Below are 21,785 nucleotides of genomic sequence, written 5' to 3' on the forward strand. Positions count from 1 at the left end.
CCCAGTAGTGGCGCCCGGGAAGGGGGCTGGCCCAAGACGGCGACCGAGCGAGCCGGTGTTCGATGGCGTATTTGCGGGGCACCGAAGCCGTAAGAATCGAAATTCGACGTGCATTCCGATCAATTGTTCGGCATGAGAATGGATATTTCAGTGGTCTGGACGAATGTTGTTGAAAGGCTGGCGAAAGTCCTGCGCCGGTCATCACTCGGCGAATAGTGTGACGCGTAAGCGGAGTGGGGACTCCGGGGGAACATTGATCAGACCTGCGTGTTCGCGCATTGGGCCGTCATGGGTCCGAGGCGGGGTGCACCGCGTGGTCCGGCCGCGTCGGCGACGTACCGGAGAGCGCAGCGGGGGCGGGGGGAATCGTGCTTGGGGACCAGGTCAGAGACGGCGAAAACGGAAATCTGCGTGCCGCGCTACGGGTCGCGGACCTGCTGGACGGGGATCGGGCGCAGGACGGATCGGTTCCCGCGGTACCTGAACGGGGCGCCGTGACCGATCTGTTCAGCGGCGCACTGCCCACGCCCCAGGTGTGGCGACGCGCATGGCACGAGGTGCTGACCGCGGAAAGCGCCCGCGTCACGACATCGGGACTGAGCTGGATTCTCACGTCCTTGGCCCGCGGAGCTTTTCCGGCACTGGAATTCCTTGAGATCGGCTGCGAGCGGATCCGGCTGAATCGTCTGTCGTACGGCTCGGACGGAGCGGAGGCGGAGATCCATACCGTCGCCGAAACCGTCTGGACCGACCTCGTGCCGCCAGCCGACGGGCTCCCCGACGGGCGGCTGCGACGACTGCTTCTGCTGGCGGGCGGTACCGACGGCACCTGCGTCACCCCCCGCACGGCGGCCTACGTCACGTCCTCATTGGCCCGAACGGCCGCCGGTCCGGGCGCGGGTGCCATGAGCCCGGGGGCGGTGCCCGCAGACCTCGCGGCGAGCCTCGGCCGGCATCTGCGAGCCTTCGTGCGCCAGTGGGCGGCCCGCTCGGCGCCACTGGTGCTCGTCGTCCGCGCGGCGGGGTGGTCACCTGTCGAGCGGGCGGCGGAGGCGCTGAACGAGCAGGGTGAACCGCTTCTGTGCCTGCGGCTGCCGGTCCACTGGCCGCAGACACCGGGCGACCTCGTCGCCGGGCTGCCCCTGCGGCACCCGATCTGGCTCGCGGGCGCTCACATCGACGGTACGTCCGGCACCGTGGGACTGGTTCGGCGGCTGCTCTTCCCCGCCGGCAGCCGTCCCGCTGAACCCGCCGCCGGTCCCGTCGTCCGTGTGCCCGTGGCGGCGCCGCCCGGTGCCGCCACCGCCGGGCACAGCGTGGCAGCCGTCGTCTCGGCGGGCGAGGGGGAGCCGCCGTCCCGGTGGCGGCCCGTCCGGGTGGACCGGCTCGAGCTGTCGCCCGGTGCCCGCGTGACCCTGGGCTACCGGCTCACCCGCCCGGGCAGGGTCGAGTTCGACTACGAGGGCCGCCACGAGTCGGAGACCTCGCCCTGGGCCGCCCTCGCCGTACACACGCCGCGACGGCTCTCCCGGCCTCGCCCCGTCGACCTCGTTCTCGCGGTGGAGACTGCCGGCCCGCAGGCCGACGGGGGCGTGGCCGTGGAGGAGCGGCTGCAGGAGGCGACAGCCGTCGTCGCGGCCGTGCGGGATGCCGTGGGAGACGACACCGCCCTCCGCGTGGGACTGATCGGCTACCGGGACCACGCGCCGCTCGACCGGCGCCACCACAGCGACCCACTCGTGCACCGGGTGGGCCTGTCATCCGCCACGTCGGCCGCGAAGGAACTCGCCGACTGGCAGCGCACCGCCCTGCGGCACGACTTCGCCACGGGACTGGAACACGTACCGCACGAGCTCGCCCACTGGAGCACGGGCTGGAGGCCGGAGAGTCATCGGGTCCTCCTGGTCCTGGGCTCCCGCCCCCCTCATCCGCACAGCCGGCCGCCCCAGGTCCTGCGGCGCGGCGCGGCCGTGCGCATCTGTCCGGACCGTGTGGAGTGGGAGAGAGCGCTGGAATCGCTGCGCCACTACGACGGCGTGCACTGCGTCGCGGTCGTCGACGAGCCGTCGTGGATGGACCGGCTGGCGGGTGAGCCCCACCTCGCGCAGTGGGCGGACCGGGCCTGGGACCTGTTCGGCGCCGAAGGGCGCTTCGCCGCGGGACACGACCCCCGCTTCATCGCCTCCGCCGTCGCCGCGCCCGCTCTCTGCCGGCCCGAGGACGGCGCACCGATCCGCCTGGTCGTGACCGACGGTGCGGGCGGGGACTGGCTGCCCGCGACCGGCTGAGCGACCGGAACACCACCGCGCGCCAGGAGCGCGCGTACCCAACAACCACCGTGCGGCGGGATCCCGTTCCGCCGCCCGCACCGGGGGAGCCCACCATGGTCATGGACGGCGAACGAGCCGAGCGCACCGGCGACGACAAGCCGCAGCGGAAGAAGCACGACAGTGCGGACGAGGGGCCGTTCGCCGTCTGGGACCCGTCGACGCTGGTCGGTGGCCGGGCGGCGCTGCCACCGGCCGCCGGCGCCCCTCCCATCACGGCGAACGGGGCGCCCGCCGCACCGGCCGTCCCGGCCCCTGCCACCCCGCAGGACGACAAGGCGCGGGCACCGGGCGCGCCGCCCGCGGACACGGGGCCCAGGAGGGAGGCCACACCCGCGGTCTTCGTGGAGGCGCTCGACAAGCCCTCGCGCGGCGATAAGCGGGCCAAGGCCGAGACGAGAGCGCTCGCGGACCAGCCCGTCCGCCACGAGACCGGTCAGCCCGGCGCCGAGAACCCGGTGTCCGCGCCGGAATCGACGATCACCCTCTGGGGTGGCATGGGCAGCGGCAAGTCGACCCTCTTGGCAGCCCTCTCCCGCGCCGTCCAGGACCCCATGTACGGCAAATGGAGCATGTGGCCCGAGGACCACGCTTCGCAGAAGTTCCTCAGCGACCTGGCGCACATCCTGTACCGCGAGCGGACCTTCCCGAACGCCACCCTTACCGAGCAGCGCCCTGTCCGCTTCACGTTGGCCGGCGACCTCACCGGGACCCGGTTCTCGCGCGGTGGGCGCAGGCGGTGGCGGCGCGGCGGCGAGCGGAGCGAGACCACGGAGTTCAAGGTGACACTCCGCGACCTGCCGGGCGAGGCCTTCGACCTGCGGTCCCAGACCGGGGCGGCGCTGGGCGGCAAGCTCATCAAGGACCTGGGTGCCGCCCGCGCCATGGTGTACGTCGTGGACCCCGTACGTGAGTGGCAGGTCAACGGCGACGAGGGGCCGCTCGGCGACGACGCCCGCCAGAACGCCGACTTCTTCACCGACGTCCTCGGCGGCGTGGCCACCGAGGTAAACATGCGCGGCGAACGGCACGGCAACCAGCTGCCGCACAGCATCGCCGTCTGCCTCGCCAAGTTCGACGACGACCGGGTCTTCCGTTTCGCCTGCGAACAGGGCAACGTCCGCCTCAATCCGCGCACGGGCCAGCCCGAAGTGATGGACGCCAAGCGCCTGTTCGACGGGCTGTGCCAGGCGTTCCCCCAGGGCAGCCTGCGCGAGATCCAGCAGCAGATCGAGTTGTTCTTCGCCCCCGAGCGCGTCGGCTACTTCGTGTGCTCCGCCGTCGGCTTCTGGATCGACCCCGAGCGTGGCTTCGACTTCGAGAACCCCTCGCTGGTCAATCCCGTGGAGGACGCCGTACGTCTCGTCGCGCCGCCCCGTCCCGTGAACATCCTCGAACCCTTCCTGTTCCTGCGGGGCCTCGGCCCCCGGCAGACCTGACTCCGGCACCGTACGACCGCACGAGAGGAGACCACACCATGCCACCGGGACTGACGGCTGACTGGGCACTGTGGGGCAAGGAGCCCGGGACCAACAGCGGTTACCAGGTGCTCGCGGCCTGTCCGCGCGAGCGCAGCGCCGAATTCAACACGTCCGTCCACCACTGGTCACCGGGCACCCCCGCACGCGGCGACCAACTCCCGTGGATCACCATCGGACCGGGCAGGGCACCGGACGGGACCGACACGGTGGGCGTCTTCCTCCTGGACGGCACCGGCACCGTGGACCGGACGAACCGGCCCATCTACCGAATCGTCCATTTCGCCGTGGACGCGGCCACCGTCGGTGAGCTCGGCCTGAGCTGGCACGCGTTGGCCGAAGCCGCACTCGAGACCGCGCCGAGTCTGCCGACGCCCCACGGCGAACCGGCGCAGCTCTTCGTCGAGGACAACAGCCGGTTCCTGGAGCGTGCGCGCAGCGTCTTCACGGACCGGATCACCACGGGCAGCGACTGGCTCGCCGCGGCTGCGGCGTACCTGCTCGACGGCACGGTGGTGGTGACGGGGGACCGCAATTACAAACCGCTCGAACTGCTGCACGTCCTGGACTGTGTCGTCGCGATGCTGCCCGCCGGCGTACGGCGATCCCTGTCCGCCGCCACGGGCAGCTCCTCCGGATCGCAGGTGCCGATGCGCCTGTACTGGGGTGCCGACGATGGGAGCCCGGGAGTCAGGTGCCTCGCCTGGGGCGGCGGACTGCCCGACCTGGACGGTCTGTCACCCGCGGCCCGCTCCTACTTCGACCTGCTGGTCCGAGCCTGGCAAGTGCACGGCGGTGAGCGCGTCGTCGCGCACCTCGCCGGCTCCCGCGGGCTCCTCGACATCGACTCGGCACACGTGCACGCGGACGCCCTGCACATCCTGTCCCGCCTCAACCCCGGGCTGGCCCTGGCACAGGAGGTGCGCCAGGGCCGGGCGGTGGACAACGAACGTATCGACGAGGCTCTGCGCCACGACGTGTTCGACCCCGCCTCGGTCGCCGTGCTCTCCCAGGCGAAACTGGCCGGACTCTCCACCGATCTCGGCAGCATGGCCCGCCACCTCCCGCAACCCGAGGTCTCCGAGGCGTTCTGGACCCAGATCGTCGACGACCTCCTAGCGGGAAGTGTCGACAGCGCGCGCAGCAGGTTCGAGTCCGTTCGCCAGGAGACCCCCGACACCCGGGAGGGCCGGCGCCCGCTGGACCGGGCTCTGGCTTCGGTCGTCGACGAGGTGCGGCGACATGCGGCGACGGGCTCCCAGGACCCGGTGGTCGACCAACTCCTGCCCACCATCGACCCGTTCACCCCGGGCACGATGGAGTTCACCCAGTCCCAGCTCCGCACCCTGCCGGGGCTGGCAGCGCGACTCGTCGATGCCGTGTGCGCGGAACCCGACCCCGCGCCACGCGTCCTCGCCTGGCTGCGCTGGCTCGGCGACGACTCGGCCCCCGAGCTGGCCGGCAACCCGGAACTCGCGCTGCTCTACCACCTGTTGGAGTCCGGGAGCACGAGGTCCGAGCTCTCGAAGAAGTGGACCGAGGCCCATCCCCAATCCGCCACCCGCCTGCTGGCGGCCGCGGGGGCGTGCGGGCACGCCGACGATGTCCTCGGCAACGGCTATTTCCACGGCCTCGTCTCCTGCGCGCTGCGGAACAGTCCGGCCAGCCCGTCCGGGGACTGCGCCCGGACGCTGCTGCAACGCGCACTGGAGCGGCCGCCGTACGGCGCACGGGCCGAGACCGCGGCTCGCTGGGACGTGCTGTGCGCACTCACCGGCAGGTTGCCCGCCGCCTTCGTCGCACTCGCCCGCGCACCCGAACTGCCGGGCTCCGCGGGCATCAGCACCCGGCTCACCGGTTACGCCTCCACCCTGCACGCGGAGCTCGAAGCACCCGCCCTGCGGGGGCACGTGCACACGATCGTGGACGGACTGCTGAAGGAGGTCCTGGCGGTCGACGAGGACACCGGCAAAGGCCCCGCGGACACCGGACGCGATCTCACCGTCCGTCTGTTGGAGCGGCCCGGTCCGCACGTCCCGGCCGTCATCGAGGCCGTCGAACGGCTGACGCAGCAGCCTCACTGGGACGAGACCGAGCAGGACGCGCACTGGCTCGCACGGATCGCCGAGCGCCGGCCGGAGCTGGCGGCGGCCCTCAGCCTACGCACCCTGCACCGCGCCGCCCGGCAGGCCGGGGACACACCTGAGGACTGCAAGGCGCTCGCCGCGCAGCTCTACACGGCCCGCCGCGAGGGCGCGGGCCACGACCAGCTCTACGTGCCGCTGTGCTTCTGGGCGCGGCGGGGGCTGACCGGTGAACGGGTCCTGGACGTCCTCCTCGCCTACCGCGACGTGTGGGAGTCCTACGGCGGCCGTTCCCGCGCCGACGACGAGCACAGCCTGCTCGAACGCGCCCTGAGGCGGGGGCCGGACACCGAGCTCTGGGACGCCTACCTGCTGTACGCGATCGGCTTCCTGAAACGGCGCAGCGCCACGTACGCCCGACAGATGCAGGAGCTCATCGGCAAGCAGAGGCGCAACGAGGACGAGATCGGGAGGCTGCGAAGACTCGACGCCGGCCTCTCCCACTCCCGTCCGTAGGCACCGCCACCAGGTCCCGGCCTCCGCCGGGACCTCCCATCCGTACGCACGTCCCAGGGGGGACTCCTCATGCACACCATCAGGGAGACAGCGCGCCACGTCCTGCTGCTCGCCGCGGCCGGCGCCCTGGCCGTCTCCGGCGCGGCACCCGCCGCGGCCGACGGCAAGCCGTTGCCCCGCGACGGCATCTACCGCGCGCTCAAGGTCGACGACGTGCCCGCGGCGTACGTCGTCCTCGTCGACACCTCCAGCTCCATGCAGGACGAGGGACCGGACGGGAAGCCGCTCTACGGGACCGTGAAGAAGCGCCTTGCAGCGTTCCTCAAGACCCTCACCCCGGCAGACGAGGTGGCGGTCGTCACCTTCGGGCGCGCCACCAGCGTCGTTCACCCCATGTCCCCGGCCGACCGGACGGACGACATCGTCGGCAAGAAACTCCCGCGCGAGGCCAAGGAACTGGCCAGCGACCACGGGGCTGCCTTGGACGTCGCGGCCGACCAGCTCGACCGCAGCGCGGCGCCAGTGGGCGCGGTGCTGATGCTCACCGACGGTGCGGTCAACGCGCCCGGCAGCCCGTACGCCCGGCTCGGCGCACCAGCCTGGAAGCAGCTCAGACAGCGCTACACCGCGCTGAGCAGCACCCACGACGTGGTCGGCTACGGCCTGCCGCTCGCCGAGGGCACCCAGGTGTCCGAAGTCCTCGGCAGTGCCTTTGGCGCGCCGCGCATCCTGCCCGTCGACCCCGCGGCGCTAGGCTCCCAGCTCAACGACGCCAAGGAGCGGGTACGCGCGGAGAAGGCGCAGAGCCTGCTCCGTGCCGACCAGGGCGAGCGGGTCACCGTCTCCGTGAAGGGCCAAGGGGTCGACATGGGGGGCGCGGGCGCCGCGGTGCTGTCCGCCGGTGATCGCACGGGCCCGCGCTCCCGGACGGTGCGGGTCACCCTCACCTCGCACGCGCGCCACGTCCCGTTGCGGGTGGCGCTCCGCACGGAGGCCGCTCCCGGCGACGCGGCGGTGCACGCCGACGGCCCCGCAGACCCGGTGACGCTCGCACCCGGGCGCAGCAGGACTGTCGACCTGCGGCTCACCTGGGCCCAAGAGCCCGAATTCAGCGTGCTGCCGGGTACCCGCGACTTCCGAGCCGGGGTGCGGATCCGGGCCGAGGTCTCCTCGCCGTGGACGCGGACCGTACGCGGCTCGGTGGGGTACGCCAAGTTCTCCACCGGCCGACCCACAGTCACCGACGTCGACGTGGTGGGCACGGTCCCGGGCCGCACCCCCGGGTGGCTGTACCCGCTGGTGCTGCTCGTCGCCCTGCTGGGATCGGCGGCAGCCTGGCGGACGTACAAGCGGCGCAACCCGGGGCTGTCCGGCGTACTCGTGGTGACGGACCTGAGGTCGGGTGAACGGCAGACCGTCGTGCTGCGCGGCCGGGAGGTCAGCCAGGACACCGACGCTGGAAACGTCCGGGCGCGGATCTCCGTGCGCGGCCGCCACGAAGGGGGACGGCTCGTGCTCGCGCTGCACTGCGTCCGCGAGGCGCCGCGACCGGGTGACGAGCGGCTGCGCGACAACGGTACCTGCGAGCTCGGCAAGTCGACCGTGCTGTGCGGGATCGGCTTCTCCCACGAAACGGAGGACCAGGCGTCGGTCGTCCTGCAGTGACCCCCTGTGCCCCCGCTCCGTGCCACCCGTCGCCGCCCGCAAGTGCCGCCCCCCCCGGGAGAGGAACCGTCATGGTGAAGCCGTTGGACCCGGCCGTCGATCCTCCGGAGGCCGCAGGGTTCCGCCTGCTGGGCAAGCTGGGGACGGGCGGGTTCGGCACGGTCTACCTAGGCCGCCCGGTCGGGGAGGGTCGCGGTCTCGAAACCCTCGGTGCCGTCAAACTCCTCAAACCGGAGTTCGCGGAGGACACCCAGCACCTCCAGCGCTTCCATCAGGAGAGCAAGGCCCTCGACCGGTGCCGTGGTGCCCGCATTCCCGAACTGCTCGTCTTCGACTTCGGCAGCGGACGCCGGCCCACCCTCGCCACCCGCTTCATCCCCGGTCTGTCGCTGTACCAGATCATCGCCTCGCACGGCGGCGCCCTGCCCCGCGACACCGCCCACGCGGTCGCGGCCGAACTGATCGCCATCCTCAACACGGCGCACGGCAAGGGCCTGTTGCACCGTGACCTGCATCCCGGCAACGTCCTGCTCACCCCCGACGGGCCCTGGATCATCGACTTCGGGCTGACTCGCATCCGCGGCCAGCGGGTGACGGTCTCCCTGGACACGGTGATCGGACATCCCCACTTCTGCGCACCCGAGCAGGTCCTCGGCCTGTCGCGGACGACCGCCGCGACCGACGTCTTCGGCATTGGCGGGATCGTCCTGCACGCACTCACCGGGCATCCGCCCTACACAGGGGAGAGCGACGCCCGGGCGATGCTGATGCGACGGGTCTCCGGGGCCGCGCCCGACCTGTCCCGGCTGCCCGACGACCCCACAGGCCGGATCGTCCGGGCCTGCCTCGCAGAGGACCCGGCGGACCGCCCGACCCTCGACGAGGTGGCGGACTGCTTCGGGGAGCCGGGCACGCTGCGGCTCCCGGAGGGGGTGAACCGCACCCTCGCGGACCACCGCTCCGAACTCAGCCGGTTCCTCGGCGAGGCGGGCAACGCGGCGGACCTCACGGTCCCGTTCCGGCCGGGCCGCAGGAGCTGGCGCGTGGACGTGGGGGAGTGGCCGCACCGGGCGGTGGCCACCGAGCACGGACACGTGGTGGTGGCGGACGGCGACGGCGTGCGCTGGCTGGACGCGGCGACCGGCGAACAGGACGACCTGCTGGGGGAGTTCACCGCCCCCGTGGACCTGCACGCCGAGGGGTCCTTGCTGCTCGTCTGCGACGCGGGGGGCCGCCTGGAGTCGTGGGACACCCGGAACCGCGCCCCGTGGTGGTCCGTTCCCGCCGGCGGTCTCTCCGGCATCAAGGTGCTGCTGCGGGGGCAGAGTGTGTTCCTCGGCGACGCGAACGGCTGCCTGCACCATTTCGACGCGGTCACCCGGCGCGTCTGGTGGCGCACCGGTCCGCTCACCGGCGCGGAGGAAGGCCCTGTCGAGCCGGTGGCCGCCGACGGCCGGCAGGTGTATCTCTCAGCCGCGGGGGGCCGTGAGCTCCTCGCCGTCGACGACGAGGACGGCGGCATCCGATGGAAGCGGCCCGTACGACTGCCGGCCGCCCTGTTGGCCGCGCCGCTCGCGCTGAACGACGCACTGGTCGTCGCCGACGCGGTCGGCGGTCTGCGCCGCCTGGCCGCCGGCGACGGCTCCACGCGGTGGGAGACGGACCTCGGTGCCCCGGTCGTGACCCCGCCCGTCCGCCTCGGCGACAGGGTGGTCGTAGGCGACACCGCGGGCATGGTCCACTGCGTCGCCGAACGCACCGGTGAGGTCCTGTGGCGCATCGAGCACGCCGAGGGGGAGGAGCTGTTCGCGCTGTGCACCGACGGGTCGGTCATCTACGCAGGCGGGTGGAACGGGCGCCTCCAGCTGATCGACGGTACGGACGGTGCGTCCCTGCAGAGCCTCGACCTCGGCGGTCAGATCCTCGCGGTGACGTACGCACCCGGGAGCCGTACCGTCTACGCCGCCGCCTCGCACGGAGCGCTGCACGCGGTGCCGACCGCCGCGGGCGTGGAAGGGCCCGGCCTCTGACGTTCTCTGGGGCAGCGGGAGCTCTCCGTCGCTCCGGGCCGGCCCGCCGGGCGCTCCTTCATCCGTGGGGGCAGAGGAGGCCGCCGTGAAGGATTCCCTCGTCCAGACCGCTCCCGCCATCCGGGATTCGTAGGCGTAGACACCCGGCAACGCCTCGTGGCGAACGACGAGCCTCGACCGATTCATGGCCAGCCTCGTACGGTCGGCGCCGTTCGGCAAAGCATCGGCTCAACAGCAGGCTTTGCGGCGAAGTCTCCACATCAGCCGCAGCGACGGTCAGGCATGGGCGTCGGATCCGAGTGGCTCGATCCGGGGCTGTCGACGGCGAGTCGTTTGTGTGACCGCCTGGAGGCGGCGGTCTTCTCGAGCGTGCCCTTCATCCGGTCAGGCTGCCGTGAAGTGCAACTGAGTCCGACCATGCAGGGTCAACGGGTGCCGCGTGCGCCCCTTCCGGACACACCGCCAGGACGTTGATCTGACGACGGCGCCTTTCTTCTCGGACTTTGGTCTTGCGCCGGCGCGGGCTTCATCGTGGGCATGCGGGTGGGCTCTAGCCGTGAAGTCCGCCTGATCGGCAGTGGTTTCAGGTCCGCCGGAGCGCCTTGGGCCGCAGGACACGCTCTGGGTCGTAGCGCTGCCACAGGTTGATCACTCGGCTTCCGGTGGCGCCTGGGTAGGCGCGTGTGAACGCGGCCTCGTCCTGGGAGCTCTCGAAGTTGATGTAAGCGCCGTCGACATGGGGTGTGACGGGCTTCCACGCGGCGTCCAGCGTGGAGCGTCCGTTCGGGGGGAAGGTGGACGCGACAGCGAGGATGTCCTGGTGGCGGTGGCTGTACGCCATGCTTGAGGGAGCAGGATCTTGGGTGGCCCCGCCGAGAGAACGCAGTTGCAGGAAAGCCGGGTGGGGGCCACTGGCTACGTTCACCAGAGCGCGCGCCGATTCGGAGTTCAGCCCGGTGAAGAGCCCGTTGGTCGTGTCGGTTGGCATCTGCCCGGTGTTGTCATGCAGATGAAGCCATGGAACGAGTTCCGTGTAAGGCACGATCTGGGCCTGCCGCATCGTCACGTCGGTGATTCCGAGAAGTGGCCGCAGGGCTTCGCGGATGACTGAGGGCTCGTCCGACGCCACGACCGCCGTGATGAAGGCGGTGGCGGTGGACCCTCGGGAGGAGAGCAGTACGGCTGTCGACAGCTCCCGCGGTGCCTGCGCGATGGCGTCGGCCCAGCGCCGAAGTGTCCTCCCGGCCGGGTCCACCGGCGCCATCAACTGGGCGTAGCCGATGTTGCTGAGTTCCATTGCTTTGATCTCGAAGGCGATCGCGATTCCGGCACCTGCGCCGGCGCCTCGCATGACCCATAGGAGGTCCGGCTCGGTTTCGGCATCGGCGTGCACGACGACGCCGTTTGGCAGCACGACCTCGACGGCACGGACGTGGTCGACGGTGAGACCGTACTGCCGGACCAGCCAGCCGATGCCGCCGCCGGTGGCGATGCCGCCGACGCCGACATTGCCGTGATCTCCGGAGCTGATTGCGAGCCCATGAGGCGTGAGCGCCTCAGCGACGTGCGCCCAACGCGCTCCCGCTTCGACGCGGACCAGGCCGGAGCCGCGGTCGATGATCTCGATTCGATTCAAAGCCCGTAGATCGATCACGAGGCCGCCGTCGTTGGTGCCGTTGCCGGACAAACCGTGCCCACCGCTGCGGACAGCCACCTTCAGCCCGGCCTCCGTGGCAAACCGTAGGGCTGCCGCGACATCGTCGGCGGATTCGGGCAGGACGATTGCCGCAGGGCTGCCCACTGTGGTGTACGTGGATCGGAGTCTCGGGTACAGGCGGTCATCCGGGGTGACCATTTTTCCTGTGAGCTGTGACGGTATGGAGCCGAGGCTGATGTTCATCGTCCGCTCCGGATGGTCTCCACCCGTTCGCGTACCGCGGGGACGATCTCTTCGGCGAACACCATGAGCTGACGCTGCGGCTCAGCAGCGGGCCAGAAGATGAACGTATCGAATCCGAGTTCCACGACCCACTGCGTGAGAGTGTCGACCCACCGCTGCGCGTCGCCGACGAGGCCGGGCCCTTCCAGCTGATCCCCGATCACACCAAGGACGTTGTAGACGCGTCGAAGCTCCTTCGGGTCGCGACCTGCCTCCACAGCTGCTTCGTCGATGATCTGCTGCCGGGACGGCACCTCGAGAGGCGGGACATAAATGTTGAGCGGAGAGATCCAGCCGTCGGCCAGGCGGCCGGCAGCGGTGAGCATGCGTGGTTTTTGGGCACCGAGCCAGAGGCTGACGGGTGTGGGGGTCGCCGGACCCGCGTGGTAACCGTTGATGGAGTGGTACGGGCTGTGCAGCCGTACGACCCCTCCTGCCAGGGCGGTGCGTATCAGTGTGACCGACTCGACCGCGAATGCCACCATGTCCTGTCCGCGCCGTGCGGGTCCTCCCATCGACGCGATTGCGTCAGGAATGCCGCCGCCTCCGACACCGAGCTGGACTCGTCCGCCGGTCAGTGCACTGAGCGACATGGCGGCCTTGGCCAGCATCACCGGAGGGCGCAGTTGCAGGTCGGCGACGTCTGTGAGGAAGGAGATACGTTCGGTGAATGCGGACAGATGAGAGATCAGAGTCCAGGCGTCCAGGTGGCCAGGCTGGTAGGGGTGGTCCTGAACAGCCAGGTAATCCAGATTGAGGTCTTCCGCCAGACGGGCGAGGTGCCGGGTCTGGTCCCAGGCCGCGTCTGAGGGGTCCAAGCTCACTCCGAAGGAAAGCGGTCGTTTGTAGTCGGTCATGCCTTCAGGGTGGGCGGCCCATCCGGCGTGGCAAAGCGACCAGTAAGGCGCTAATCTTATGTAAGTGACTTCCATTCATGACGATACTTGTCCGAGCTTTGAAGGCACCCTTGAGTTGATCGGGCGCCGCTGGACGGGTTCGGTACTGCAGGCTGCCGCCCGAGGGGCCAGGCGCTTCGGCGAGTACCGGGCAATGATCGAAGGCATTTCTGATCGACTGCTCTCTCAGAGACTGAAAGAACTCGAGGCCGCAGGGCTCATCGACCGGGTTGTGGTCCCCAGTACACCTGTGCAGATCTTTTACGGGCTCACGCCGGATGGGCAGGCTCTCGTGGATGCCTTGCAGCCTCTCTCGCAGTGGAGCATGCGACGTTCAGGCTCCAGGGGCTCGAAGCGAGTCCCGGCCACGTAATCCGACCCCCGGTTTCGGCTCGTGTGCGGAATCGGATCTCACGAAGCGGCCACGCGGACCGGTCGGCCGCAATCTTCGGCGGCGGTAAGACGTGGGGACGGCGGCGCCTGGACCGGTCACCGTGAGGCTTCACTGCACAGGGATCGGCAAAGCCGACCGTGTGGCGCCATGGTCGGTTCCGGACCCGTCGCTGGGTGCCGCTCGCGTCTCCGGTGAGGGGTGGGCCTCGCCCGCCTCATGGATGCGATGGGACGGGCCGGCATGTCAGGCCGGCGGGGCGATGCAGCGGCTATGGGGCGGTGGTCGTGTCCGTGTCGCCGCGAGTCCTGGGTCGGTGGCGTCCTACCTGCACTTATTGGAATGATCATTCAGGATTTCCTTCCTTCTGGGCGCCTGTAGTGGCACCTATTTCTTGACTAAGCGTTCCAGATCCTGTTCACTGCGAGGACGTCAGGGTGCTCGCCCTGGTGCGCAGGGAGTGGAAGGAAGGGAACATGGACGAGCAGAGGTCTCGTAAGCCGCTGGCGTGGCGCTCTCGAGCCGGTGGCGCGCTCGCCGCGGTGGTGCTGGTGGCGGGAGGCGGGCTGGGGGCGACCGCCTGGGCATCCGCGCCGGCGCCCAGGCACGCCGAGAAGTCCGACTCGGCGACCGTGCAGCGACTGGCAGACACGGAGGAGATCCGCCAGCTCAAAGCGCGTTACTTCCGCTACCTCGACACCAAGGAGTGGTCGAAACTGGCCGCCCTCTTCACGGCACACCCCACGATCGATGTGGGCGTGAAGTACACCAGCGGCAAGGAGCTTGCCGAGAACACGGCGAAGCTGTTGGGTGCCGCACCCACTGCTCACCAGGGCTTTCTGCCGGAAATCACGGTCAAGGGCACGCATGCGTCGGCGATTTGGGCCATGGAGGACTACGTGAGTTTCCCGCCCGGCTCCAGCTACAAGGAGGGCTTCCACGGTTACGGGGAGTATCACGACACGTATGCCCGTATCAACGGCCACTGGTACATCGACAGCAGCGTCCTGACTCGCTTCCGAGTGGACTCCGTCCCCAACTGGACTCCGCCTGCCAAGGCCGACAAGTAGCCACCCCCATCCACCCGGCTCAGCAGAGCCTTCTTCTAGGAGTTACGACAGTGAGCACCATCGGCGTCGGCATCATCGGCGGCAGTCAAGGAGGCTGGGCCTCCATCAGCCACATCCCTGCCCTCAAGGCGCTGCCCGACTACGAGTTGCGGGCCGTCAGCACCTCGCGTCGGGAGTCCGCACAGGCGGCGGCGCAGGAGTTCGGGGTGCAGGGAGCCTACGACAACCACGCTGATCTCCTGGCGCACCCGGGAGTTGACGTCGTCGTGGTAGCGGTGAAGGTCCCGTATCACCGCGAACTGATCACGGCGGCCATCGAGGCCGGCAAGACCGTCTACGCCGAATGGCCTCTGGCGCTGAACCTCACCGAGGCCGACGAGCTGACCCGCCGTGCCGAGGCCGCTGGGGTCCGCACCGTGATCGGCCTTCAAGGTCGCTACCACCCGGAATTGCGATACGCGCGACGGCTCATCGAAGAGGGACGCATCGGACGAGTCATCGGCACGACCATGGTGGCCTCCGGCATGGTGTGGGGTCCGCAGACCACCAAGAACCACACTTACTGGTTCGACAACAGCCAGGGAGCAACGCCGCTGACCGCCGCCGCTCTCCACGCCGTCGATGCCCTCAACGTCACCCTCGGCGAGTTCGAGCACCTGTCGTCCAACCTCGTCCTGGGCCGGAGGGAGGTCGCCGTCAGTGACGACGGCGGCAGGGTCATTCCGGTGACTACTCCGGATCAGATCTCTCTCATCGGCACTCTCGAAGGTGGCGCCGCGGCTTCTGTCTTCTACCGCGGAGGTGCCTCCCGCGGTGACAACTTCCGCTGGGAGATCAACGGCACCGACGGAGACATCGTGGTGACCGCGCCGTGGGGCAACCTGCAGGTGACCGACCTGACCGTCGAGGCTGGTTTCGGCGAGGACGCGACTGTCGCGCCCCTCGAGATCCCTGCCGAGTACACGAGCGACATCCCGCCTGGTCTCGCTGGGCCCAGCCGCAACGTGGCAGCTCTGTACACGAAGCTGGCGCGGGATCTGAGGGATGGCACGCACACCGTCCCCGACTTCACCTACGCTCTCCGCCGGCACAGGTTCCTGGACGCGGTGGAGCGCTCTTCCGCCGAGCGGGTGGGCCACAGTCCCGCATAGGCAGTCCTACCGCGCTTTGCCACCAGGCGGGCGTCTTCTTCCTGACGGCAGAGGACGCCCGCCTGCTCTGTACCAGCCGTCCTCATGGCGGTTTCCGCACTCTGTCATGCCGCACCAACGCCGATTGGCGGACTGCGACGGGTCCACGAGTAGGCGGGTGCGGCAATCCCCGGTGTGGTTTCCCTTGCGGGGGCGAAGGCGGCACCGCCCTGCAGATGCACGGCGACCCGGGCCGTACCGTCGGGGACCTCGTCACTCCCGAAACACGTCAGGTGGCCGGGCTCCTAAATCCGGTGCCGTGGGCTTGGCGGCCGGGCGGCCTTGCGCACCTCGGCGGGCTTTCCGCCCAGCACCGTCGGCGTCTGGCGCCAGGGGCCATATGAGGAGGGGGGCGTATACGGCTTTTCCGGGACGGCGCTTTCGCCGCAGGGCGTGTGTGTCCGGTTAGGTGTGCCGAGCAGTCCGGCCTGGGGGACTGGACTTCAACGCTGTGGATCCCGTGCGCGTGCTGTCAGGGCCGCAGGATGTCAGCTACTGCAGGTGCGGGGCGGCCACAAGGGCTGCCGGGGGTCGGCCTGAGGACAGCACTGGCAAGGGGGAATGCGCAAACCGAGAGCCGAGAGCCGAGGGCCGCCAGGCGGGGCTGCGGAACCCGCGATCGGCGGTGGTGGCCCTTTCGGTGACCGACACACGTACCCCGGACCTGATCACGACTTGCGGCAGCCCCGCTTGCCCTGTGTGCCCTCGACGCTTCGATCGGCAGTCGGGTCAGTCGGGTCAGTCGATGTCGACCACGATCTTGCCCTGCGCGGTGCCGCTTTCAACGGCCTCGTGGGCTGCGGCGATGTCCGTGAGGGTGAAGCGCCTGGGGTCGAGCATGGGCTTGAGCTTCCCCGCATCGGCGAGGGCGGCAGCCTCACGCATGATCTCTCCGTGCCGCTCCCGTCCGCGTCCGGTGAGCAGGGGCAGCAGGGTGAAGATGCCGGAATAGGTCGCCCCGCGGAAGGAGAGCGGTGCGAGAGCGTGGGTTCCCCAGCCCAGGGCACTGACCACATGGCCGGTGTAGGTGCGGGCAGCCTTGAAGGAGTTGTCCAGCACAGCGCCGCCGACGGTGTCGAAGATGACATCGAATCCCTCTCCACCGGTGTACTTGGCCATGTACTCCTCCACGGGAGTGGTCGTGTAGTCGATGGGAGTGGCTCCCAGCCGCTCGACCGCCTCCAGCCGTGAGGAGGACGCGGTGGCGAAGACTTCGGCTCCGCGGGCTCGGGCGATCTGCACCGCCACATGGCCGATCCCGCCGGATCCGCCGTGGATGAGGACCTTCTGTCCTGCGTGAACCTGCGCCCGGTCCACCAGTCCTTCCCACGACGTGATGAACACCAGAGGCAGGACTGCCGCCTCGCGCAGAGTGAGAGACGCAGGCTTGCGTGCAAGGAGACGGGCGTCCACCGCCGCGTACTCGGCAAGCGAGCCCTGCACATCTCCGACGCCTCCGGTCAGTCCGAAGACCTCGTCGCCCGGGGCGAAGTCGAGGACGCCGCTCCCGACCTCCTCGACCACGCCTGCCATGTCCAGCCCCAGAACGGCTGGAGGCGTCCGCTTTGCGTGAGGTGCTTTGCCGGCCCGGATCTTGGCGTCCAGCGGATTGACGCCACTGGCCGAGATCTTGACCAGCACCTGGCCAGGCCCCGGGGCGGGCTTTTCGATCTCTCGAAGGACCAGGGGAGTGTCGAACTCTTCGAGAACCAGTGCGCGCATGGCTGTGCCTTTCCTGTCTGTCGGATCTTGGTGGTGGGGGGGGGGGGGGGGCGTCGCAGGCGGGGCATCCCCGTGTCGGGCGGAGCAACGGGCGTCTGGTGAGCTGCTCCGGTATGCGGTGTCGTCAGACGTGGTCGGTGACCAGGCGCCGTGCCGCGGACTTCGCCTCGTCCACCACGGCCCTGTCCTGCAGCAGGCGCCCAGAGGTCAGGGCGCCGTCGATGAGGAGGCCTATGTGCCGGGCGAGTGCACCGGGACTCTCGGCACCCGCCTGTTCGCTCAGCTCGGTCAGCCACGCGTGTCGCCGCTGTGTGTGCTGCATGGTGATGGCGCGGGCCTCCGAATCGAGGTCCGCTTCGACCGCCGCACTGACGAACGGGCAACCGAAGAACCCATGGCGGTCGAACGCATCGGTCAGCGCGTCGAACAGCCCGACCAGATGATCTTGAGGCTTGTCACCCGCTCGTGCGGCGGCGGCCTGTAGCTGCGCCATCCACGAGTCGTCCGTCCTGCGCAGATACGCCGCGATCAGTTCCTCCTTGGTGCGAAAGTGCGCGTACAGAGTCGACTTCGCGACACCCGACATCTCCAGGACCTGATCGATGCCGACGCCGCGCAACCCGTGGGCGTAGAACAAATCGGCCGCCGCGGTGAGGATCCGCTCCTCCGACTTCGTCTTCCTGATCTGTGTCGCCATGACTGCACCTCCTAATCAAACAGACTAGTACGTTCGATTAAGGATGCCAAGGCGGCTCCGCGTGGACCGAGGAGCAACGGTGCGGCTGGTCTGCGTTCGCCCCGCCACACGCCCACAGAGGAGACCCCGTACGTCGACGCAGCTCCATCCGTGGCGAGCGACACCTGCGGAGGCACGAGCGGTCGTGGCGCCTCGAATGGTTCGCGAAGCGGTACGGCGAATCCGGGCCGTGCCGGGCGGTGGGCTCATGACCTGCCCGCACCCCCGCACGGGGTGAGTCCAGCTCATCCGGCCACCGGCTGCTCCTGCTGCTGTCCAGCCCGCTACGCAGCCCGAACGGCCGGACGGTCCCCGGTGCGGCGCCAGTCCCGGCAGCCGGCCGATGCCTCGGCTCCAGGGTGCGGGTCTTGGACACTGCCCAGGCTGGGCCGCCGTGCACTAGCAGCACGAAGGCCTCTGCCAGGGCAACAGCCTCAGCCGCGCGGGCACGCCGTACACACCATCGGAAAGCCTCGCCCGGGCAAGAAGCGCTCAGCCGCTCGTGAACGCCTTTCGCAGGACGCGGATCGCCTGCTCCATGGCGGCGGTGGTGGCGTTCGTCGGTCGTACCGGGTTGAGCATCATGAAGTCGTGGATGACGCCGTTGTAGCGGACGCTCGTCGTGGGGACGCCGGCCTGGGTCAACTTGCGTGCATACGCTTCGCCTTCGTCACGGAGTACGTCGTTCTCGTCGACGATGACGAGGGCCGGCGGCAGACCCGCCAGTTCTTCCGTGGTGGCACGGAGTGGCGACGCCGTGATCTCGCTGCGTTGTTCGCCGCCGCCGGGGATGTAGGCGTCCCAGAACCATTCCATGGACTTCGCCGTGAGGAAGGGGCCGTTCGCGAACTCGCGGTAGCTGTCGGTGTCCTGCGCGGCATCTGTCACCGGGTAGTACATCGACTGATGGACGAAACCAACGTCGCCGCGCTGCTTGGCCATGATCGCGACCGCAGCCGTCATGTTTCCGCCGACCGAGTCACCGGCGACCGCCATACGGCTCGCGTCGAGTCCTTCGTCCACTCCGTTCCTGGTGATCCACTGCGCTGTCGCGTAGGCCTGCTCGATCGCTACCGGGTAGCGGGCTTCCGGGGAGCGGTCGTACTCGACGAACGCGACCGCCGCCCTCGCGCCGTCGCACAGCTCTCGGACAAGTCTGTCGTGTGTACCGGAGTTGCCCAGGATCCATCCGCCCCCATGGATGTAGAGGATGACCGGCAGAGGGCCCTCGGCACGTAGCGGCTTGAGCAGGCGGACCTGGACGTCTCCCACCTCTGCGGGGACGGTGATCCACTTGTCCTCCGCCACCTCAGGCTTGTCGACCGGGGCAGCCTGGATGTCGTCGAGCACCTTGCGGGCGCCCTCCGGACCGAGTTCGTAGACGAAGGGCGGGTTTGCTGTCGCGTCCGCGATTTCCTGGGCCTGCGGCTCAAGGACGTGCTCTCCCATTTCTGGCACCTTTCAGCGGCGGAGTTCCACACTCACTTACAGCCGATCTTCCAGTCAGATGACGGATACGGCATGTGGACATGAGCCTTCGGCCCCGGGGTCCCCATCCCCTCGGCATGCCGACTCCGGAGAGGCTCTGCTGCCGGGAGGACCCTCCCCGGTCTGGCCCCCTTGCCCGAACCGTCGACCAGGGCGGGCACGCGTTGTTCAGGGCAGGAGCTCTGCAGAACGTCATCATGCCGATGCAGCTGAGGGCCGTGGCCGACTCCGTCGACCGTACTGTCGCCATGCGTGACGGCCGCGCGTCCTCGGAGGTCATCCGCCACACCACGACAGACGAGCAAGGAGCACCGCGGTTCACACCCGTGAGTACGCGACCGTCGAGCGGGCGGGCCGCCTTCAACGGGCCAGGACCAGGGCGTAGGCCTTGACACTGGTCACCAGCACCGCGAAGAGAGGCCCAGAACTCGTCTGGTGCGGGCGGTGGTTGGACATGAGGCCTCCGAGAGGTGGTGCGGAGGTGCGCGGCGTGGCTGGGTGCGCCTGGACCGCACGGCTCATACTCCCGAGCGGGTCACACGTCGGGCCGCTGGTGCTCAAGTCCTTCGTGATCACAGGCAGAGACCCCGTCCACTGCGGCAACGGGAAGCACCCGCTGCCACGCACAAGACGTGCATCTGTCTCGCATGGGCGTCGGCTGTCTACAGGTGACGGTCACTTGGATGTCGGTCACCTAAGCAGGTCAGCGACGGAGAATGACGCCTCGGTTGCCGCGCGCACCGTCTCGACGGTGGCGCCGTGACCGAGTTCCACCAGATGCAGGCCGTCGGAGGTCACGTCGAACACCGCAAGCTCGGTGATGATCCGGTCGACGACACCGCGGCCGGTGAGAGGCAGGGTGCATTCCGGAACGATCTTCGAAGAGCCGTCGCGGGCAGTGTGTTCCATGACGACGACGACCCTGCGGGCGCCGTGGACGAGATCCATGGCGCCGCCCATGCCCTTGACCATTTTCCCGGGAATCGTCCAGTTCGCCAGATCTCCGCGGGCGGACACCTGCATGGCGCCGAGGATCGTCGTGTCGATGCGGCCGGAACGGACCATGCCGAAGGACGCCGCCGAGTCGAAGTACGCTGCGCCGGGCAGCACGGTGACGGTTTCCTTCCCGGCATTGATCAGGTCCGGGTCCACCTCCCCCTCGTACGGGTAGGGACCGACGCCGAGGATCCCGTTCTCGGCGTGCAGCACCACGTGCACGCTGGGAGGCAGGTGCTTGGGGATCAGCGTGGGCAGGCCGATGCCGAGGTTCACGTACTGGCCGTCGGTCAGTTCCCTGGCCGCGCGTGCGGCCAGCACGTCGCGTAGGTCGCCGCTGTGGGTCCCGGTGGTCGTCACTGTCTCTCCTGCGTCGTGTTGTGGCGGGGTGGCGTGTCGAGGGCTGAGTCAGGTGCCGCCCGGCTCGCGTACCGCGCGGCGCTCGACGCGCTTGTCGGCGGCGTCGGCGGCCACCACTCGGTCGACGTAGACGCCCGGCAGGTGGACGGCGTCGGGCGGAATCTCACCGGGCTCGACGATCCGGTCGGCCTCCACCACGGTCGTCCGGCCCGCCATGGCGCACAGCGGGTTGAAGTTGCGGGCTGCGGCGTGGAACACGAGGTTGCCGTGCCGGTCCGCCACCGCCGCACGGACGAGTGCGAAGTCGGTGGTGATGGCCTCTTCGAGGAGGTAGCGGCGCTCTCCGAATACCCGTACTTCCTTGCGTGGGGAGGCGACCACCGTGCTGCCGTCCGGGGCGTAGCGCCAGGGCAGTCCGCCCTCTTCCACGAGGGTGCCTGCGCCGGCGGGGGTGTAGAAGGCCGGGATGCCCGTGCCGCCGGCGCGCAGTCGTTCGGCGAGGGTGCCCTGGGGTACCAGCTCCACCTCGAGCTCGCCTTCCAGGTACTGACGGGCGAACTCCTTGTTCTCGCCGACGTAGGACGAGGTCATGCGGGCGATGCGGCCGGCCCGCAGCAGTAGTCCCAGGCCGCCGTCGTCGACACCGCAGTTGTTGGACACCACTGCCAAGCCGGAAGTACCCGCGGTGACAAGAGCCGAGATCAGGGTCGAGGGGATACCCGAGAGCCCGAAGCCGCCGACCGCGAGGGTGGCGCCATCGGGGATGTCGGTCACCGCGTCGTGTGCCGAGCCGACCACCTTGTCCATCTGTCTTTCCTCCGTTTCGAGTTGGGCGCACGTGCGCGATCACCAGCGTGCCGGCGCACGGTTGCGTGTCTGCCGGCGGCACCTGGTCGG

At 69.5% G+C, this 21,785-nt stretch carries 15 protein-coding genes and 1 pseudogene; 8 read left to right on the forward strand and 8 right to left on the reverse strand.

Annotated elements, in window-relative coordinates:
• Nucleotides 1-494 precede the first annotated feature (494 nt).
• The 5 genes from ACFYQQ_RS21010 (at nucleotide 495) to ACFYQQ_RS21030 (ending at nucleotide 10,100) form a co-directional block, all read left to right on the forward strand.
• Nucleotides 495-2,288, forward strand: a complete 1,794-nt coding sequence (locus ACFYQQ_RS21010; protein WP_388904942.1) for a hypothetical protein — start codon at nucleotides 495-497, stop codon at nucleotides 2,286-2,288.
• 101 nt (nucleotides 2,289-2,389) lie between these two features.
• Nucleotides 2,390-3,766 carry a hypothetical protein gene (locus tag ACFYQQ_RS21015; protein ID WP_356242664.1) on the forward strand — a complete coding sequence of 459 codons (1,377 nt, stop codon included), beginning with the start codon at nucleotides 2,390-2,392 and terminating at the stop codon, nucleotides 3,764-3,766.
• Nucleotides 3,767-3,804: 38 nt separating this feature from the next.
• On the forward strand, nucleotides 3,805-6,405 hold the full coding sequence (locus tag ACFYQQ_RS21020; RefSeq protein ID WP_388904943.1) for a hypothetical protein: 2,601 nt from the start codon (nucleotides 3,805-3,807) through the stop codon (nucleotides 6,403-6,405).
• 69 nt (nucleotides 6,406-6,474) lie between these two features.
• Complete coding sequence (locus ACFYQQ_RS21025; protein ID WP_356242657.1) at nucleotides 6,475-8,070, forward strand: VWA domain-containing protein; 1,596 nt, start codon at nucleotides 6,475-6,477, stop codon at nucleotides 8,068-8,070.
• A gap of 71 nt (nucleotides 8,071-8,141) precedes the next feature.
• Nucleotides 8,142-10,100: a serine/threonine-protein kinase gene (locus tag ACFYQQ_RS21030; RefSeq protein ID WP_355791019.1), complete on the forward strand. Its 1,959-nt coding sequence runs from the start codon at nucleotides 8,142-8,144 to the stop codon at nucleotides 10,098-10,100.
• Nucleotides 10,101-10,683: 583 nt separating this feature from the next.
• On the opposite strand, the gene ACFYQQ_RS21035 is transcribed toward ACFYQQ_RS21030, so the two are convergent.
• Both ACFYQQ_RS21035 and ACFYQQ_RS21040 read right to left on the reverse strand, forming a co-directional pair.
• Nucleotides 10,684-12,000, reverse strand: coding sequence for an FAD-binding oxidoreductase (locus ACFYQQ_RS21035; protein ID WP_388904944.1), 1,317 nt, complete (start codon nucleotides 11,998-12,000; stop codon nucleotides 10,684-10,686).
• The gene (locus ACFYQQ_RS21040) at nucleotides 11,997-12,896 is read right to left on the reverse strand and encodes an LLM class flavin-dependent oxidoreductase (protein ID WP_355788157.1); all 900 of its coding nucleotides are present in this window, start codon (nucleotides 12,894-12,896) and stop codon (nucleotides 11,997-11,999) included. Before ACFYQQ_RS21040 ends, ACFYQQ_RS21035 begins: the two co-directional genes overlap by 4 nt.
• A 64-nt stretch (nucleotides 12,897-12,960) precedes the next feature.
• Between ACFYQQ_RS21040 and ACFYQQ_RS21045 the strand changes: the two genes are divergently transcribed.
• From ACFYQQ_RS21045 to ACFYQQ_RS21055, 3 genes are all read left to right on the forward strand, one after another.
• Complete coding sequence (locus ACFYQQ_RS21045; protein WP_355788154.1) at nucleotides 12,961-13,308, forward strand: helix-turn-helix domain-containing protein; 348 nt, start codon at nucleotides 12,961-12,963, stop codon at nucleotides 13,306-13,308.
• A gap of 494 nt (nucleotides 13,309-13,802) precedes the next feature.
• The gene (locus ACFYQQ_RS21050; protein ID WP_388904945.1) at nucleotides 13,803-14,396 is read left to right on the forward strand and encodes a nuclear transport factor 2 family protein; all 594 of its coding nucleotides are present in this window, start codon (nucleotides 13,803-13,805) and stop codon (nucleotides 14,394-14,396) included.
• A 50-nt stretch (nucleotides 14,397-14,446) separates the two neighbouring features.
• Entirely contained in the window at nucleotides 14,447-15,547 is a 1,101-nt protein-coding gene (locus tag ACFYQQ_RS21055) for a Gfo/Idh/MocA family oxidoreductase (RefSeq protein WP_355788149.1), read from the forward strand.
• A 6-nt stretch (nucleotides 15,548-15,553) separates the two neighbouring features.
• On the opposite strand, the pseudogene ACFYQQ_RS21060 reads toward ACFYQQ_RS21055, so the two are convergent.
• From ACFYQQ_RS21060 to ACFYQQ_RS21085, 6 genes and pseudogenes are all read right to left on the reverse strand, one after another.
• A pseudogene (locus tag ACFYQQ_RS21060) lies at nucleotides 15,554-15,703 on the reverse strand (CGNR zinc finger domain-containing protein); the annotation flags it as partial.
• Nucleotides 15,704-16,324: 621 nt separating this feature from the next.
• Nucleotides 16,325-17,308 (reverse strand): zinc-dependent alcohol dehydrogenase family protein, encoded by a 984-nt coding sequence (locus ACFYQQ_RS21065; RefSeq protein WP_355788162.1) that lies wholly within the window; start codon nucleotides 17,306-17,308, stop codon nucleotides 16,325-16,327.
• A gap of 124 nt (nucleotides 17,309-17,432) precedes the next feature.
• Complete coding sequence (locus ACFYQQ_RS21070; protein WP_355792597.1) at nucleotides 17,433-18,005, reverse strand: TetR/AcrR family transcriptional regulator; 573 nt, start codon at nucleotides 18,003-18,005, stop codon at nucleotides 17,433-17,435.
• A 531-nt stretch (nucleotides 18,006-18,536) separates the two neighbouring features.
• Entirely contained in the window at nucleotides 18,537-19,493 is a 957-nt protein-coding gene (locus ACFYQQ_RS21075) for an alpha/beta hydrolase (protein ID WP_355792600.1), read from the reverse strand.
• 729 nt (nucleotides 19,494-20,222) lie between these two features.
• Nucleotides 20,223-20,888, reverse strand: a complete 666-nt coding sequence (locus ACFYQQ_RS21080; RefSeq protein ID WP_388904946.1) for a CoA transferase subunit B — start codon at nucleotides 20,886-20,888, stop codon at nucleotides 20,223-20,225.
• Nucleotides 20,889-20,936: 48 nt separating this feature from the next.
• Nucleotides 20,937-21,695, reverse strand: a complete 759-nt coding sequence (locus ACFYQQ_RS21085) for a CoA transferase subunit A (protein ID WP_388904947.1) — start codon at nucleotides 21,693-21,695, stop codon at nucleotides 20,937-20,939.
• Nucleotides 21,696-21,785 lie beyond the last annotated feature (90 nt).

This window comes from Streptomyces sp. NPDC005496, assembly GCF_042872045.1.
Lineage (GTDB): Bacteria > Actinomycetota > Actinomycetes > Streptomycetales > Streptomycetaceae > Streptomyces.

Excerpts from the sequence above, each read along its gene's own strand:
- ACFYQQ_RS21015 (WP_356242664.1), top strand. The coding sequence starts at position 2,390 with ATGGACGGCGAACGAGCCGAGCGCACCGGCGACGACAAGCCGCAGCGG.
- ACFYQQ_RS21020 (WP_388904943.1), top strand. The coding sequence starts at position 3,805 with ATGCCACCGGGACTGACGGCTGACTGGGCACTGTGGGGCAAGGAGCCC.
- ACFYQQ_RS21025 (WP_356242657.1), top strand. The coding sequence starts at position 6,475 with ATGCACACCATCAGGGAGACAGCGCGCCACGTCCTGCTGCTCGCCGCG.
- ACFYQQ_RS21030 (WP_355791019.1), top strand. The coding sequence starts at position 8,142 with ATGGTGAAGCCGTTGGACCCGGCCGTCGATCCTCCGGAGGCCGCAGGG.
- ACFYQQ_RS21035 (WP_388904944.1), bottom strand. The coding sequence starts at position 12,000 with ATGAACATCAGCCTCGGCTCCATACCGTCACAGCTCACAGGAAAAATG.
- ACFYQQ_RS21040 (WP_355788157.1), bottom strand. The coding sequence starts at position 12,896 with ATGACCGACTACAAACGACCGCTTTCCTTCGGAGTGAGCTTGGACCCC.
- ACFYQQ_RS21050 (WP_388904945.1), top strand. The coding sequence starts at position 13,803 with ATGGACGAGCAGAGGTCTCGTAAGCCGCTGGCGTGGCGCTCTCGAGCC.
- ACFYQQ_RS21065 (WP_355788162.1), bottom strand. The coding sequence starts at position 17,308 with ATGCGCGCACTGGTTCTCGAAGAGTTCGACACTCCCCTGGTCCTTCGA.
- ACFYQQ_RS21070 (WP_355792597.1), bottom strand. The coding sequence starts at position 18,005 with ATGGCGACACAGATCAGGAAGACGAAGTCGGAGGAGCGGATCCTCACC.
- ACFYQQ_RS21075 (WP_355792600.1), bottom strand. The coding sequence starts at position 19,493 with ATGGGAGAGCACGTCCTTGAGCCGCAGGCCCAGGAAATCGCGGACGCG.
- ACFYQQ_RS21085 (WP_388904947.1), bottom strand. The coding sequence starts at position 21,695 with ATGGACAAGGTGGTCGGCTCGGCACACGACGCGGTGACCGACATCCCC.